This is a genomic window from Nonomuraea sp. NPDC049269, assembly GCF_043197155.1.
Lineage (GTDB): Bacteria > Actinomycetota > Actinomycetes > Streptosporangiales > Streptosporangiaceae > Nonomuraea.
Genome location: NZ_JBICSO010000001.1, coordinates 800,866 through 814,538, shown reverse-complemented (window position 1 = coordinate 814,538; position 13,673 = coordinate 800,866). Strand labels below are relative to the sequence as shown.

At 70.8% G+C, this 13,673-nt stretch carries 10 protein-coding genes; 7 read left to right on the top strand and 3 right to left on the bottom strand.

The genetic code is table 11. The features are described from left to right. The first annotated feature begins 22 nt into the window (after positions 1–22). The gene (locus tag ACGFNP_RS03840) at positions 23–2,899 is read left to right on the top strand and encodes a tetratricopeptide repeat protein (RefSeq protein ID WP_393314440.1); all 2,877 of its coding nucleotides are present in this window, start codon (positions 23–25) and stop codon (positions 2,897–2,899) included. Between the two features lie 70 nt (positions 2,900–2,969). Here the strand turns inward: ACGFNP_RS03840 and ACGFNP_RS03835 are convergent, their stop codons facing one another. From ACGFNP_RS03835 to ACGFNP_RS03825, 3 genes are all read right to left on the bottom strand, one after another. Continuing rightward, positions 2,970–4,850, bottom strand: a complete 1,881-nt coding sequence (locus ACGFNP_RS03835; RefSeq protein WP_393314437.1) for a DUF2264 domain-containing protein — start codon at positions 4,848–4,850, stop codon at positions 2,970–2,972. A 187-nt stretch (positions 4,851–5,037) separates the two neighbouring features. Further along, positions 5,038–6,066 carry a LacI family DNA-binding transcriptional regulator gene (locus ACGFNP_RS03830; RefSeq protein ID WP_358340012.1) on the bottom strand — a complete coding sequence of 343 codons (1,029 nt, stop codon included), beginning with the start codon at positions 6,064–6,066 and terminating at the stop codon, positions 5,038–5,040. A 29-nt stretch (positions 6,067–6,095) separates the two neighbouring features. Next, complete coding sequence (locus tag ACGFNP_RS03825; protein WP_393314433.1) at positions 6,096–6,872, bottom strand: sugar phosphate isomerase/epimerase family protein; 777 nt, start codon at positions 6,870–6,872, stop codon at positions 6,096–6,098. A 293-nt stretch (positions 6,873–7,165) separates the two neighbouring features. Here ACGFNP_RS03825 and ACGFNP_RS03820 point away from each other — a divergent pair, with 293 nt between their 5' ends. Genes ACGFNP_RS03820 through ACGFNP_RS03795 form a run of 6 tightly spaced genes read left to right on the top strand, consistent with a single transcriptional unit; the run spans position 7,166 to position 13,659 of the window. Continuing rightward, positions 7,166–8,620, top strand: coding sequence for an extracellular solute-binding protein (locus tag ACGFNP_RS03820; RefSeq protein ID WP_358340016.1), 1,455 nt, complete (start codon positions 7,166–7,168; stop codon positions 8,618–8,620). 60 nt (positions 8,621–8,680) lie between these two features. After that, positions 8,681–9,685, top strand: coding sequence for a sugar ABC transporter permease (locus ACGFNP_RS03815; RefSeq protein WP_358340018.1), 1,005 nt, complete (start codon positions 8,681–8,683; stop codon positions 9,683–9,685). Beyond that, entirely contained in the window at positions 9,685–10,548 is an 864-nt protein-coding gene (locus ACGFNP_RS03810; protein ID WP_393314430.1) for a carbohydrate ABC transporter permease, read from the top strand. Before ACGFNP_RS03815 ends, ACGFNP_RS03810 begins: the two co-directional genes overlap by 1 nt. Continuing rightward, complete coding sequence (locus ACGFNP_RS03805) at positions 10,545–11,708, top strand: hypothetical protein (protein WP_393314427.1); 1,164 nt, start codon at positions 10,545–10,547, stop codon at positions 11,706–11,708. The genes ACGFNP_RS03810 and ACGFNP_RS03805 overlap by 4 nt, the downstream gene beginning before the upstream one ends. Next, a complete protein-coding gene (locus ACGFNP_RS03800; RefSeq protein WP_393314424.1) occupies positions 11,705–12,691 on the top strand; it encodes a hydroxyacid dehydrogenase in 987 nt (328 codons plus the stop codon). Before ACGFNP_RS03805 ends, ACGFNP_RS03800 begins: the two co-directional genes overlap by 4 nt. Continuing rightward, positions 12,688–13,659, top strand: a complete 972-nt coding sequence (locus ACGFNP_RS03795) for a D-2-hydroxyacid dehydrogenase (RefSeq protein ID WP_393314422.1) — start codon at positions 12,688–12,690, stop codon at positions 13,657–13,659. The genes ACGFNP_RS03800 and ACGFNP_RS03795 overlap by 4 nt, the downstream gene beginning before the upstream one ends. Positions 13,660–13,673: the final 14 nt, after the last annotated feature.

The window sequence follows — 13,673 nt, the reverse complement described above, 5'->3', positions numbered from 1 at the left end:
ACATCGCCACTACACTGTGGCGGTGCTTGTCATCCAGGTGCTTGGCCGCCTGCGCGTGTGGCACGATGATCGCGAGGTCGATGCCGGGCCGCCCGCCCGCCGCCTGATGCTGGGGGTCTTGGCGCTCAACGCCGGGCGGCTGACCACCCGCCGGGAGCTGATCGAGTCACTGTGGGGCGAACGGCCGCCGTCAAGCGCGGTCAGCATGGTGCACACCTACACCAAACACCTGCGCCGCCTGCTCGACCCGAGGCACAGCCCACGCGACCAGGGTGGTGTGCTCTCCACCGTCGGCGACGGCTACCTGCTCCGCCTGCCGGAGGACGCCCTCGACCTGCTGCGCTTCCGGCGTATGGTGGCAGCCGCGCAGCAGGCCGGAAGCGACGGCGCCCCGGCGCGAGCGGCCGCGCTCTTCCGCGAGGCGCTGCGGCTGTGGGAGGGCGACGATCCCCTGTGCGACGTGCCGGCGCTCGAGGGCCACCCCAAGGTGTGGGGCCTCAAGGCTGAGCGCCGCCGCGCGCAGCTGTCCTACTGGGACCTGATGCTGCGGGCGGGCAACGCCGCGGAGGTCATCGCCGCGCTGGCGGTGCAGGGCGCGGCGAACCCGCTCGACGAGGCGGTGCAGGCCACGCTGATCCGCGCGTACCAGGCGACGGGCCAGCGGACGATCGCCTTCGAGCGGTACGAGGCCACCCGCCTCGTGCTGGCCGAGGAGTTGGGCGTGGAGCCGAGCGGGGAGCTCGAACGGGCGCACCGGCAGCTGCTCGAGGAGCAGGAAAGCCGTGGTGTGCCAAGGATTCCGCAGCAGCTCCCGGCGCCGGTGCCGGACTTCACCGGACGCGCCGACGAGCTGGCCCTGCTTGACGCCACGAACGTTCGCCGCCCACCGGGGATCGCGGTCGTCTGCGGCACCGCGGGCGTGGGCAAGACGGCGCTCGCCGTCCACTGGGGTCACCACAACCGCGAGCTGTTCCCCGACGGGCGCATCTACCTCGACCTGCGCGGCGACCACGCCGAACACGCGCTGCCCCCGCACGAGGCGCTGGGCCGCCTGCTGACCGCCGTCGGCGTGTCCGATCAGGACATTCCTGCCGACACCCAGTCACGGGCCGCGCGCTGGCGCACCGAGACCGACGGCCGCAGGCTGCTTGTGCTGCTTGACAACGCGGCCTCGGCCGAGCAGGTACGGCCGCTGCTGCCCGGCACGCACGACACTCTCATGCTGATCACCAGCCGGGACAGGCTGGCCACCCTGGTCGCCCTGCACGGTGCGCACCGCATCGAACTGGATCTGCTGCCCCGCACCGACGCCGTCCACCTGCTGCGCCGGCTGCTGGGCGAGCGGGCGGGCACCGATCCCGACAGCGTCGACTCGCTTGCCACCATCTGCGCCTGCCTGCCGCTGGCGCTGCGCCTGGCCGCCGAGTACGCCGGGGCGGTGGAGCACCTGCCGCTGGCCGGCGTGGTGACGCGGCTGCACCGGGCCGGACCGCTGGATCTGCTCGACCCGGGTGGCGGGGCGGCGATCCGGCACGTCTTCGGCTGCTCGTACCGGCTGCTCGACGCCGAGGCGCAGCGCCTGTTCCGGTTGCTGAGCCTGAACCCGGCGCCGCACTCCACGCTGGCCTGCGTGGCGGCGCTGTCGGACGTCGACGAGATCGGCGCGGCCCGGCTCCTGCACCGGCTCGCCTCGGCCCACCTGCTGCGATGCGATGCCTTGGGGCGCTTCGGGTTTCACGACCTTCTGCGTGCGTACGCCGCCGAGATGAGCCTTGCCACGGACGGTGAGGCCGAGCGGCAGGCGGCCATGGACAGGCTGCTGGAGCACTACTGCGGGACCGCCGTCGAGGCGAGCGGCGCCCTCTACCCAGGGTGGAGCGGGAGCTGGCGGCACGCCGGGCTCGCCCTCAAGCCCAGCGGCGTCGCCCTCTCGCCGGGCGCGGCACTGTCGTGGTTGGACAGCGAGCTGGCGTCGTTCGGCACGATCTGCCAGTTCGCGGTCAGGCAGGGACGGCCGGAGCGGGCGGTCACCCTTGCCGCCGCGTTACACCGTTACCTGGAGGCGGGGCACGGCACCGAGGCCCTGTCGATCTACGAGTGCGCCGTCGACGCCGCGCGGGAGATGGGAGACACGGAGGCCGAGGCGCATCTGCGGACCAACGCCGGCGTCATCCTGCGGCTGCTCGGCCGGTACGCTTCGGCCGTTGAGGAACTGAGCGAGGCGCTGGAACTGTGCCGGCGCACCGGCAACCGCCACGGCCAGGCCCGCGCGCTGTCCAATCTGGGCATCATCGAGGAACGCCTCGGCGAGTTCGCCTCGTCGGCCGCCCGGCACAGCGAGGCCATCTCGCTCTACCGCGAGATCGACGACCCCTTCGGCCAGGCGGCGGCGCTGACCAACCTGGGCAACCTCGAGGAGTCGATCGGCGAGGACACCGAGGCGGCGCAGCACTTCCTGGCCGCGCACGACATCTTCGCCGCGCTCGGCGAGCGTGCCGGACAGGCCATCGCCCTGTCCAACCTCGGCCAGATCTACAGCTCGCTGGGCGAGGACACTCTTGCCGTCGCGAAACTGCGCGAGGCGCTGAGCCTGTTCCGCGAGATCGAGCACCGTGACGGGGAAGCGACCGCGCTGAGCAACCTCGGCACCGCCCTGTGCCGTCAGGCGAAATTCGACGAGTCCCTGTGGCACCTGGAGCAGGCGCTCGAGATCTTCCAGTCGACCAAGCACCGGTACGGTGAGGCGAGTGTCCTCAACGCGATCGGTGAGACGTTGCGCACCATGGGCCGTGACGGCGAGGCGGCGCAGCGGCACCGGCTGGCGCTGGAGATCGCCGCCGAGACCGGCGACGAGGACGAGCGCGGCCGTGCCGCCGCCGCGCTTGAAAGCCTCGGCTGAGGCCCGCAGGTGTGAGAGGGCGGTTGCGTTCCCACCGGCCGCCTGACCTAAGGATGAAGGCCCTGCGGCCTCATGGTGTGGGCGCCGGGTTGAGCATGGGCTCGATGGAATCCCACGTGGGAGGCTCCGGCCACCCGTCGTCACCCGCGGCGTCCGGTCCCGCCGATGCCGATGCTGAGCCCGCGTCCCGGCCCTCCAGGCCGATGACCACGCAGGCCAGCAGGTGCTCGCCGGGCGGCAGGTCGCCCGTCAGCGTGGGGATCGTGGTACGCGGGGCGAACACGTTGGTGCCGGGCAGGGGCGTGACCAGGACGCCCTCCCGCCGCACGTTGGTGCCGGACAGGGCGGCGACCAGAGCCCCCTCCCGTCCACCGGACACGTCCTCGATCACGCACAGGCCGTGCGGCGAGTCGAGCCTGACCCGGCCGGGACCGGTGTCGACCCGGGTGGGCGGCGAATCACGGTCGATCGCGAAGGCGCCCTCGGCCGTGCGCAGCGCCCGTCCGGTCCTGATCCGGTGCACCCGTACGTGCCACGGGGGCAGCGCCACCAGCCAGGTCTCGATCTCCACGTCGTCCCAGGGAGTCCAGTGCGCGTGCAGCACACCGTCGGAGGCGGAGACGTCGTACGGCAGTTCGCACGGCCTCCAGTGCTCGCCGTCCTCGCTGAGCGCCAGCGTGCTGTCGAAGGCGCCCTGCTCCAGCTTCAGCGTCCCGGCGGGCACGCTGAAGCCGAAACGCGTGGAGTAGGCGAACTTGGCGTACTTGGCCGCACCGTGCCGCGCCCACGGGGCGTGCTGCCCCGCGCTCAGCATCACCACGTGCCGCCCCTCCTCGCAGCGCAGCAGCGCCACGCCCGCCTCCGGCTGGGTGCTGACCTCGGGCAGCGGGGGCGCGTCGGCCTCCTTGGCGGCCCAGAACGGGTGCTCCGCGGGCAGGGCGAGCGGCAGGAACGCCTTCATGGCCCAGTACGGCGAGCCAGGCGCGTTGTACTGCTCGGCCATGTGCGGCTGGGGATAGCCGTAACCGATGGTGAGCAGCCCGGAGGAATCACGGATGGGCCGGTGGGACCACCAGCGCAGGTTCCGCAGCAGATGCCCCTTGGTCACCTCCCAAGGCAGCGCCTCCACCCCGGCGAAGGCCAGCGCCCCCCAGAAAGCCGACTGCGCGAAGCGGTAGGTCAGGCTCCGGCCGAACGGGACGGCGACCCCCTCGCCGGTGAACCAGTGCTGGAAGTCCTGGGCGAACGCCGCGGCCCGCTCGCGGAAGCGCTCGGCCCGGGCAGGGTCGTCGCCGAGCGCCGCGTAGATGAGGCCGTAGTAGTGCATGGCGAACGGGATGTAGTAGTCGCGCTGCCACTTGGGCCCGTCGGAGTACCACCCGCGTCCGAGGTCGAACTCCTCCAGCCGGTCGAGCCTGGCCCTGTTGGCGTCGTGGTCGTGGGAGACCCCGACGCGGTCGAGCCCGAGCCCCACCATGACCGGGAAGAACAGCCAGTTGTTGTCGTTCGGCTCCACGGTGACCGAGTGCCGCAGCCAGGCGGCCACCGTGTCGCGTTGCCGACCGGTCAGCGGGTCCCAGATCTGCTCGGGAGCCAGGGCGAGGGTCAGGCCGAGTGCGGCGGTTTCGACCAGCCGCTGGTTCCGGTCGAAGGCCGCGCCCCAGTAGTCGGGGTGCTCAGGGTCGGTTCCGGCGGCGAGGCCATCGCGCCAGAGGTCCCAGTGATCGAACGTCCCGCCGCCGGCCGCCAGCGGCGCCAGCCCCCACAGCGGGCGTGCAAACGCTTCCAGCTCGGCGGACTCCCGGTCGTAGTGCGCCGTGCTGACCCCCAGCCGCAGCCGCCCCTTGCCCGGGCTGAACCGGGAGATCAGCGGTGCTACCAGGTCAAGGACCTGGTGCCGCAGGTCGTCTCGGTCGCTGCCAGGCCGTCCTGCGCGGTGGTCGGTGTCCACAGGCTAGCTCCTCTGCTGGGAAAGCGCTTTCACAGACAGGGTTCCCGCCGCCGCCCTCGATTGTCAACAGCCCGGCCGTCCGGCCGTGGAAGGCGCGGCCGTACGATCACCCGGCCAGATCCCGCCTGACCGGCCGAATCCCGCATGACCGTACGGTCGCCTGGCCAGTTCGCGCAGGACCGTGCGGTCAGCCGGCGAGTTCGCGCGTCGCGCGGGGCGGGGCGGTGCTGTCGCGGACGTGCAGTTCCATCGGCAGGTACACCGGCTCCCCGTCGTGCCGCTCGGTCATGAGGGTCTCCAGCATCTCGGCCGCCTGCCTGCCGAGCTGTCCCCGCGGTGCCGACACCGTGGTCAGGCCCGTGTGCGCCACGTGGTCCAGCGCGATGTCGTCGAACCCGACCACCGACAGCTCCTCGGGCACCCGCACCCCGAGCTCGCGCATCCGGGTCACCGCCCCCAGGGCCACCAGGTCGTTGTAGGTGGTGAGCGCGGTGGCGCCGGTGGCGGGCACCTCGGCGGCGGCCGTGTACCCGCAGCGGCTGGTGGACCCGCACGGCAGGATCGTGACGGACAGGCCGAACGCCTTGGCCGCCTCCAGCGCCCTGATCCGCTCGGAGTTGGCCCAGGACACCTCGGGCCCACTCAGGTAGGCGACCTGGCGGTGGCCCAGTTGCGCCAGATGGCCGCAGATCAGCATCATCCCGCCGAAGAAGTCGGCGGAGACCGCGGGCGCGGCGAGGCCGGGGACTATCCGGTCGAGCAGGACGAGCGGATGGTCCCGGGCGGTCAGGACGACCAGGTCGGCGCGCTCCATGCGGGGGGAGCAGAGCAGCACCCCGTCGCAACTGCGCATCAGGTCCTCGACCAGGTCGTGCTCGATCGAGGGGTCCTCGTCCGACTCCATGACCATGACGCGGCGCCCGTGGGAGCGGGCGACGGCCGAGACGGCCTTGAGCACTTCGGGGAAGTAGGGGTTGGCCAGGTCGGGGACCAGCACGCCGATGGTGCCCCACTCCCCGCGGGCCAGCCCCTGCGCCGCGGCGTTGGGCCGGTAGCCCAACTGCCTGACCGCGTCGTGGACGCGCGCCGCCAGGGAGGGGTCGACCTTGGTCGTGCCGTTGAGCACGCGGGAGACCGTCGAGGCCGACACCCCCGCGGCCGCCCCGACGTCGCTGATCGTCACCCGGGTCGGGCGGCCCTGCCGCGGATTGCGCACCTGCTCCTCCTAGCCCCGTGCGGCGCCGGTCAGCCGAGCAGCCCGCGCAGATGATCCAGATCTCTCCGTACGGCCGCCACCGGGTCGGCCGCCGGGTAGTGGACGTGCAGCGACAGCAGCCCGGTGTAGTCGCGTGCGCGCAACCCGGAGATGATCTCCGGCCAGCGGACCACGCCCCCGTCCGCGAACGGTTGCCACTCGCACACCCAGCCGTCCGCGGTGGAGCGCCAGACGGCGTTCTTCACTCCCATGCAGGCCATCCGATCGCCCAGCAGATCGAAGTTGAGCGCCCATGCCTCGCTGCCCTCCTTGGCCTGGTTGCCGGGGTCGGCGTAGACGCGCACGTCGTTGAGGTCGCCCGCGAGTGCGAGGGCGAGCGCGGCGGATGGATGGATCGTACCCTGATGCAGTTGGAGTGCCAGCCGTACGCCGTGCCGGGCGGCGAGGTCGGCCAGGCGGGCCAGCGCGGCCTTGGACTCCTCCAGCCCGCGGCGGTACCCGACGGCGGGGTCGTAGCGGTAGAAGCCCGTCCGCATGAGGGGGACGCCGCTCTCGCCGCAGGCCGCGATGATCGGTTCGGCGTCGGGGCCGGCGTCGAGCAGGTCGGTGGTGACGATGTCGAGGGTGAGCCCGCGGCGTTCGAGCTCCTTGGCGACGACGGCGATGCCGCCGGGGTCGGCGGGGCCGACCGTCTGCCCCTCGCGTACGAGGAGGTCCGCCCCCTCGGCGCCGACCGAGGCCACGGCCTCGGCCAGCGGGGCCGCGTCGATGGGGCCGAAGGGCTTGGTGAAGGCGAGCAGCCGCAACACGTACTCCTGAAGTGAGAAAGCGCTTGTTGAACTTCTTCCAAGGCGCCGATCGTGGCAACCCTTCCGAGGCCTTCCCGGCGCGATTCTGCTGAGAAATCCCTGTATAACGGGCATCGGTGGGCCAGGGAAGGCATCGATCGGCAGACCTTCACAAGTGAGCATCGACCTGAAATCGCTTTCTCACAAGCCTTGTATCAGGTTATGAGGCGGGTTACCCTCGGACCCACCCTCGGGTAAGCGCTTACCCGCCGCCTGAAACCCCCCTGACCTCCGCCTCCTTTGGAGGGTCCATGAATTCTCATCGGCGTTGGACCGCCGCGATGATCGCCGTATCCATGGCGTCACTGCTCGTGACGGCGTGCGGCACCTCAAGCAACGGGAGCGGAGGTGGCTCGCAGACCAAGCTGCAGATCTGGGACTTCTCCGCCGAACAGGTGAACTTCCACAAGGACATCGCCAAGCAGTTCACCAAGGAACATCCCAACATCACGATCGAGTGGCGCTCGATCACCCAGGCCGACTACATGCAGACCCTGCCGCTGGCCTTCCAGAGCAACCAGGCGCCGGACATGTTCTACTGGAACGCGACCGGGCTGTCGCAGTTGCTGGACCAGAAGTGGATCCGCCCGCTCAACCCCAGCGGGACCATCCCCGCCGACTTCACCAAGCGCTGGCCGGACGGGTCCTTCCTGGAAGGCATCAACGTGCAGGACGGGAAGACCTACGGTTTCCCGTTCTCGGAGAACCTGTACTGGGGCCCCGGCTACATGTTCCTCAACAAGCAGGTCTTCCAGGAGGCCGGGCTGGACATCAACAACCCGCCCAAGACCTGGACCGACCTCAAGAACACCTGCGCGCAGATCAAGGCCAAGACCAAGGCGCAGTGCATCGGCGCCCCCACCAAGGGCGTGGACATGCAGCGGCCCTGGTTCGGGCTGATCGGCAGCGTCTCGACGGACGAGTTCTTCGACTACAAGACGGGCAAGTTCGACCTGACCGAGCCCGGGCAGGTCAAGACCTTCGCCTTCCTCCAGGAACTCAAGAAGCTCGGGTACCTGGCGCCGGGCACCAACGACAAGAACTTCTCCCGCCAGCAGTTCGCCGCCGGGCAGTCCGGCATCTTCTTCGACGGCACCTGGGTGCCGAGCGTGTGGGCCAGCCAGGGCTTCAGCAGCGACAAGTACGTGGTGGCGCCGCGGGTCCACCCGGACGAGGGGCAGACCGGCGCGGCCGGTCGTAAGTACGACGGCAACAAGTACTGGGTCAGCTCGCAGACCAAGCATCCCGATGAAATGTGGACGTTCATCCAGTGGATGACCGACCCCAACGGCTACTTCGTCAAGCAGTACTACAAGAGCGCCTTCGGCACGCTGGCCTATGTCGACAACCAGAAGATGGTCACCGACCCGGCGCTCAAGCAGATCATGCAGATCGCCGCGCAGCCGGGCTACCGGGTCCAGCTTCCCGTGCCCCTGCTCAAGTGCCCGGACATCGCCAAGTCCAAGGCGTACGTCAACGCGCTGGCCAAGAACCCCGACGGGGAGTGGGCGGCCATGGGTGAGGCGCTGAACAGCGGCCAGTCGCTGGCGACCGTGGGCGCCGCCATCGTCAAGCAGCGGCAGACCGCCCTGGAGGAAGGGCTCAAACAGGAGGCGGCCAGCGGCCTGAAGGTGTCGATGGACTGCTACACCTTCTCCGACTGGGACTACATGAAGGACTACACCTCCGACAAGTACCGCAACTGACCGGACGGCGCCGCCGGCCGCGCGCGCCGGCGGCGCCCCTTCTTGCTCGTGAGGACATCCATGACAACCACCGCTCCCGCCCCCGGCAGGGAGAAGGTGACGGACAGGGACCGGTCGCCCGCCAAGCGTGCGCCCGAACGCGCCGATCACTCCCGCGAGCGCGTCCGCGGCCTCGACAGGGTCTGGCTGATCGTCTTCCTGGCCCCCTTCCTCCTGCTCTACCTCGGCTTCACCATCTGGCCGCTGGTCGCGACGATCTATTACTCCTTCTTCGACTGGTCGGGCATCGGCCCGATCGACCAGTTCGTCGGGGCCGGCAACTACGGCTCGATCCTGGTCGATCCGCTGTTCTGGCTCTCGGTGGTCAACACCCTGGTCTTCGCCCTGCTGACGACCGCCATCAAGCTGCCGATCTCGCTGCTGGCGGCGATCCTGCTCACCCGCAAGTGGCTGCGCGGCAAGCGGTTCTTCCGGACCATGTTCTTCGCGCCGCTCATCATCCCCGTCGCCATGGCGGGCCTGGTCTTCACGTACCTGCTCAACCCGTCCAACGGCGCGCTGAACGCGATCCTGCGCGACCTCGGTCTGGTCGACGAGGGGTTCGACGTGTTCGCCAACCGGTGGAGCGCGCTGCTCGTGCTCGTGCTCGTCTCCGTCTGGCAGATCTTCGGCCAGTACATGATCTACTGGATCGCGGCGCTGCAGAACGTGCCGGAGGAGGTCTACGAGGCGGCCGCCATCGACGGCGCGAGCGAGTGGAAGAAGCTCACCCGCATCACGCTGCCGATGATCAGGCCGGTCGCGGTGATCATCACCCTGCTCGGCCTCGTGAACGCCATGCACGTCTTCGGCCTGGTCGTCACCCTCACCGCGGGCGGGCCCGGCACCAGTACCTACATGGTGTCCTACTTCATCTACCAGAACGCCTTCGGCGCGGTGCCGTTCGCCTACGGCTACGCCTCGGCCGCGGCGCTGCTGTTCTCCGTCATCGCCTTCGTCCTGGTCTCCGCCCAGGGTGTCGCGGTCCGCCGGGCCCAGCGGCTCAGGAAGGAGTACGGCGTCTGATGGCGACGATCACCAAGCACACCAAGCCCACCGGGCGCAGCCAGGCCGTGCGGGCCAACCTCATCGCCCTGCCGATCCTGCTGGTCGTCGGGCTCGTGTGGGTCTATCCGTTCCTGTGGACGATCTCGGCCGCGTTCAAGACCCAGGCCGGGATGTTCACCAGCGGCGCGAGCCTCGTGCCCGACCAGCTGAACTTCGACAACTTCGTCCGGGCCTGGGTCAACGCCGGGTTCTCCGGATACTTCGTCAACACGGTGCTCTACTCGGTCGCCTCGACCCTCGTCGAGCTGGTCAAGGCCGCTCTGTGCGGCTATGTGCTGGCCAGGTACGAGTTCCCCGGCCGCACCCTGCTCTACCGGATGATCGTGGGGACGCTGTTCATCCCGGTCGCCTCGATCATCGTCCCGCAGTTCGTGCTGATCGAGCAGCTCGGCCTGCTGAACACCCGGGCCGGGGTCATCCTGGCCATGTCCGGCGGCGCCGGCGCCCTCTACGTGCTGCTGTTCGTCGGGTTCTTCTCCAGCGTCCCGACCGATCTGTTCGAGGCGGCCAAGCTCGATGGGGCGGGCTTCCTCAAGACGTTCCGTCTCATCATCCCGCTGGCCAAACCGGTCATCGCGGTGGTGGTCATCTTCCAGTTCATCAGTAGCTGGAACGAGTTCAACATCCCGCTGGTGTTCACCCTCGGCCAGCCCGACCTGCAGAACCTCGCCGTCGGGATGCTCTCCTTCCAGGGCGAGCACGCCACCGACTGGACCGGGTTCGCCGCCGGGATGACGATCTCGTTCCTGCCGATGCTGATGATCTTCCTGTTCTTCCAGAACTACTTCACGCGCGGCCTGGCCGGCGCCACGAAAGGGTGACCTTCCCGTTGAGGCACGGCGCGTTCGCCTACACCTGGGACATCGTCGGCGACCCCGCGGGGGCCGAGCGCATCGCCGGCCTCGGCGTGAGCACGGTGACCCTGCAGGCCGCCTACCACTCGGTCCGGGCCACCACCCCGTGGCATCCGCGCCACCGCATCGTGCGGGCCGACCACGCGGCGGCCTACTTCCGGCTGCGCCCCGAGCGCTGGCGCGGGCGGCTCCGGCCGTACCCGCCGAGCTGGGGGGTGCCCGACGAGGACAGGTTCGGCACGGCGCTGGCCGCGCTGGCCGGGGCCGGGCTGCGGACCGAGGCCTGGATGGTGCTCACGCACTCCTCGGTGCTGGGCGGCGAAGCGCCCGACCAGACGGTCATGAACGCCTACGGCGAGACCTTCCCCCACGCGCTCTGCCCCGCCCAGCCCGCCGTGCACGACTACGCGCTCACTCTCGTACGCGAGGTCTGCGAGCAGTACGACGTGCCCGCGCTGATGCTGGAGGCGTGCGGCTGGCTGGGCATGGAGCACGCCGGCCACCACGAGAAGACCTCCGGCGCCTCCCTGTCCGCCTGCGGCAGGGCGTTGCTGTCCCTCTGCCTCTGCCCGGCCTGCCGGGCCGGGCTGGCCGGGCGCGGCCTGGACGTCGAGGAGCTGGCGCGCGACGTGCGCGCCGCCGTGGACGGAGAGCTCCAGCAGGGCGTCCCGGCCGGGACGAGCCTGGACGAAGCGCTCGGCCGTGAGCGCGCCCAGGCCCTGTACGCGCACCGCGGCCAGGTCATCGCCGAGCTGGTCCGCGGCGTGGCGGCCCTGGCCGGTGGCCGCGAACTGCTGCTCATGGCCACCGACGACCCGCAGGTCACCGGTCCCGACGTGGGCATCGACCTGGCCGATTTCGACGCGCCGGTCGACGCCTACGTGCTCAAGTGCTGGGGCCAGGAGGAGGCGGCCCTGGCCCAGATGAAGGCCGCGGCGAGCCGCACAGAAACCCCCCTCGTCGCCAACCTCACCGTGCTGGAAGACGGCCACGCCCGGACCCCGGTCCTGGCCGCCGACCTCATCGCCGCGGGCGCGCGGCAGCTACGTTACTACCACGCCGGGCTCGGCTCGCCCGCCCGCCTGGCCAGTGTGCGAGCGGCGGCTCGCTTGAAGGAGAAACCATGATGAACGGCTTGTACGTGATGGACCCGAACCGTTTTGACGACGTCTACGGCCCGGAGGCCCGGGCCGCGATCGAGCGGCACCTGGCCATCGACTCGCCGCTGCTCACCCGTGACCAGCTCACCCCTGATGTGCTGGCCGGCCTGGAGGTGCTCGTGACCGGTTGGGGGGCGCCCAAGCTGGACGCCGAGTTCCTCGCCGCCGCGCCCAAGCTCTCGTTGGTGCTGTACGGGGCGGGCTCCATCAAGCCGATGGTCACCCCGGAGATGTGGGCCAGGGGAGTGCGCGTCACCTCGGCGGCCACCGCCAACGCGGAGCCTGTGGCCGAGTTCGCGCTCTCGCAGATCCTGTACGCGCTCAAACACGGCTGGCGCTACGTGCTGGCCGCGCGCGCCGCCGCCGCCTCCGCCCCGCGCGGACCCGAGCTCGGGGCCTACGGCGCGACGGTCGGCCTGGTCTCGCTCGGCGCCACGGGCCGGGCCACGGCGCGGCTGCTCGCCCACCACAAGCTCGACGTGCAGGCCTACGACCCGTACGCCGACCCGGCGCAGGCCGAGGCACTCGGGGTGCGCCTCGTCGGCCTGGCGGAGCTGTTCGCCACGTCCGACGTGGTCAGCCTGCACTCGCCGCTCACCCCTGAGACCGAGCGCCTGGTCGGCACCGAACTGCTGGAGTCGATGAAGCACGACGCCACACTGATCAACTCGGCGCGCGGCGGCCTGGTCGACGAGGCCGCGCTCGTGGACGTACTGAGCCGGCGGACCGACCTGTTCGCCGTCCTCGACGTCACTGACCCGGAACCGCCCGTCGCCGGGTCGCCGCTGTTCACGATGCCCAACATCGTCGTCACCCCGCACGTGGCGGGCAGCCTGGGTCACGAGCGGCGCCGCCACGGGGAGACCATGGCCGAGGAGCTCGCCCGCTACGTCGCGGAGGAGCCGCTGCTGTACGAGATCACCGAGTCCGGCCTGGCGAGAAGGGCGTGAGCACCACCACCCTGGTGCTGCTCCCACCGCACGATCCGGCCACCGAGAGCTGGCCGGACCGGCTGGGGCAGGCGGTGCCGGAGCTCGTCGTGCGCCGGCCGCGGACCCGAGAGGAGGCGGTGGGCGCGCTGGCGGAGGCCGACGCCGCCTACGGCACCCTGCCCCCGGACCTGCTGGCGCACGCCGGGCGGCTGCGCTGGCTGCAGGCCCCGCAGGCCGGCCCGCCTCCGGGGTTCTACCATCCGGCCCTGGTCGCGCACCCCGTGCGGGTCACCAACATGCGGGACACCTACACCGACCACGTGGCCGCGCACACACTGGCGCTGGTGCTCGCGCTGGCCAGGGGCCTGCCCAGGTACGCCCGCGAACAGGCGCGCGCGAACTGGGCGCCCGACTGGGACCCCGGCGCCGTGCTCGCCCTGAGCGAGGCGACCGCCCTGGTGGTGGGGGTGGGCGCGATCGGGGCCGAGGTCGGCAGGCTGCTGGCGGCGTTCGGCACCAGGGTCGTGGGCGTGGACGCCCGGCGCGGCGGCCCCGTGCCCGGCTACGCAGAGGTGCTGCCGGCCGACGCCCTCGACCGGCTGCTTCCGCAGGCGGACCTGGTCATCCTGACGGTTCCGCACACCCCCGCCACCGAGGGCCTGATGGACGCGCGGCGGCTGGCGCTGGCCAAGCCCGGGGCGTACTTCGTCAACATCGGCCGTGGCCCCACCGTCCGGCTCGACGACCTCGCCGCCGCCCTGTCCACGGGGCACCTGGCCGGCGCGGCCCTGGACGTCGCCGAGACCGAGCCGCTACCCGCAGACCACCCGCTCTGGCGGCGTCCCGACGTGCTCATCACCCCGCACGTGGGCGGCGTGGGGCCGCACGCCGACGAGCGGCGCTTCGCCGTGCTGCTGGAGAACGCCCGGCGCTTCGTGAGCGGGCGAGAACTGATCAATCTGGTTGACAAGTCCGAATGGTACTGAAGGGGTTCGTGTCA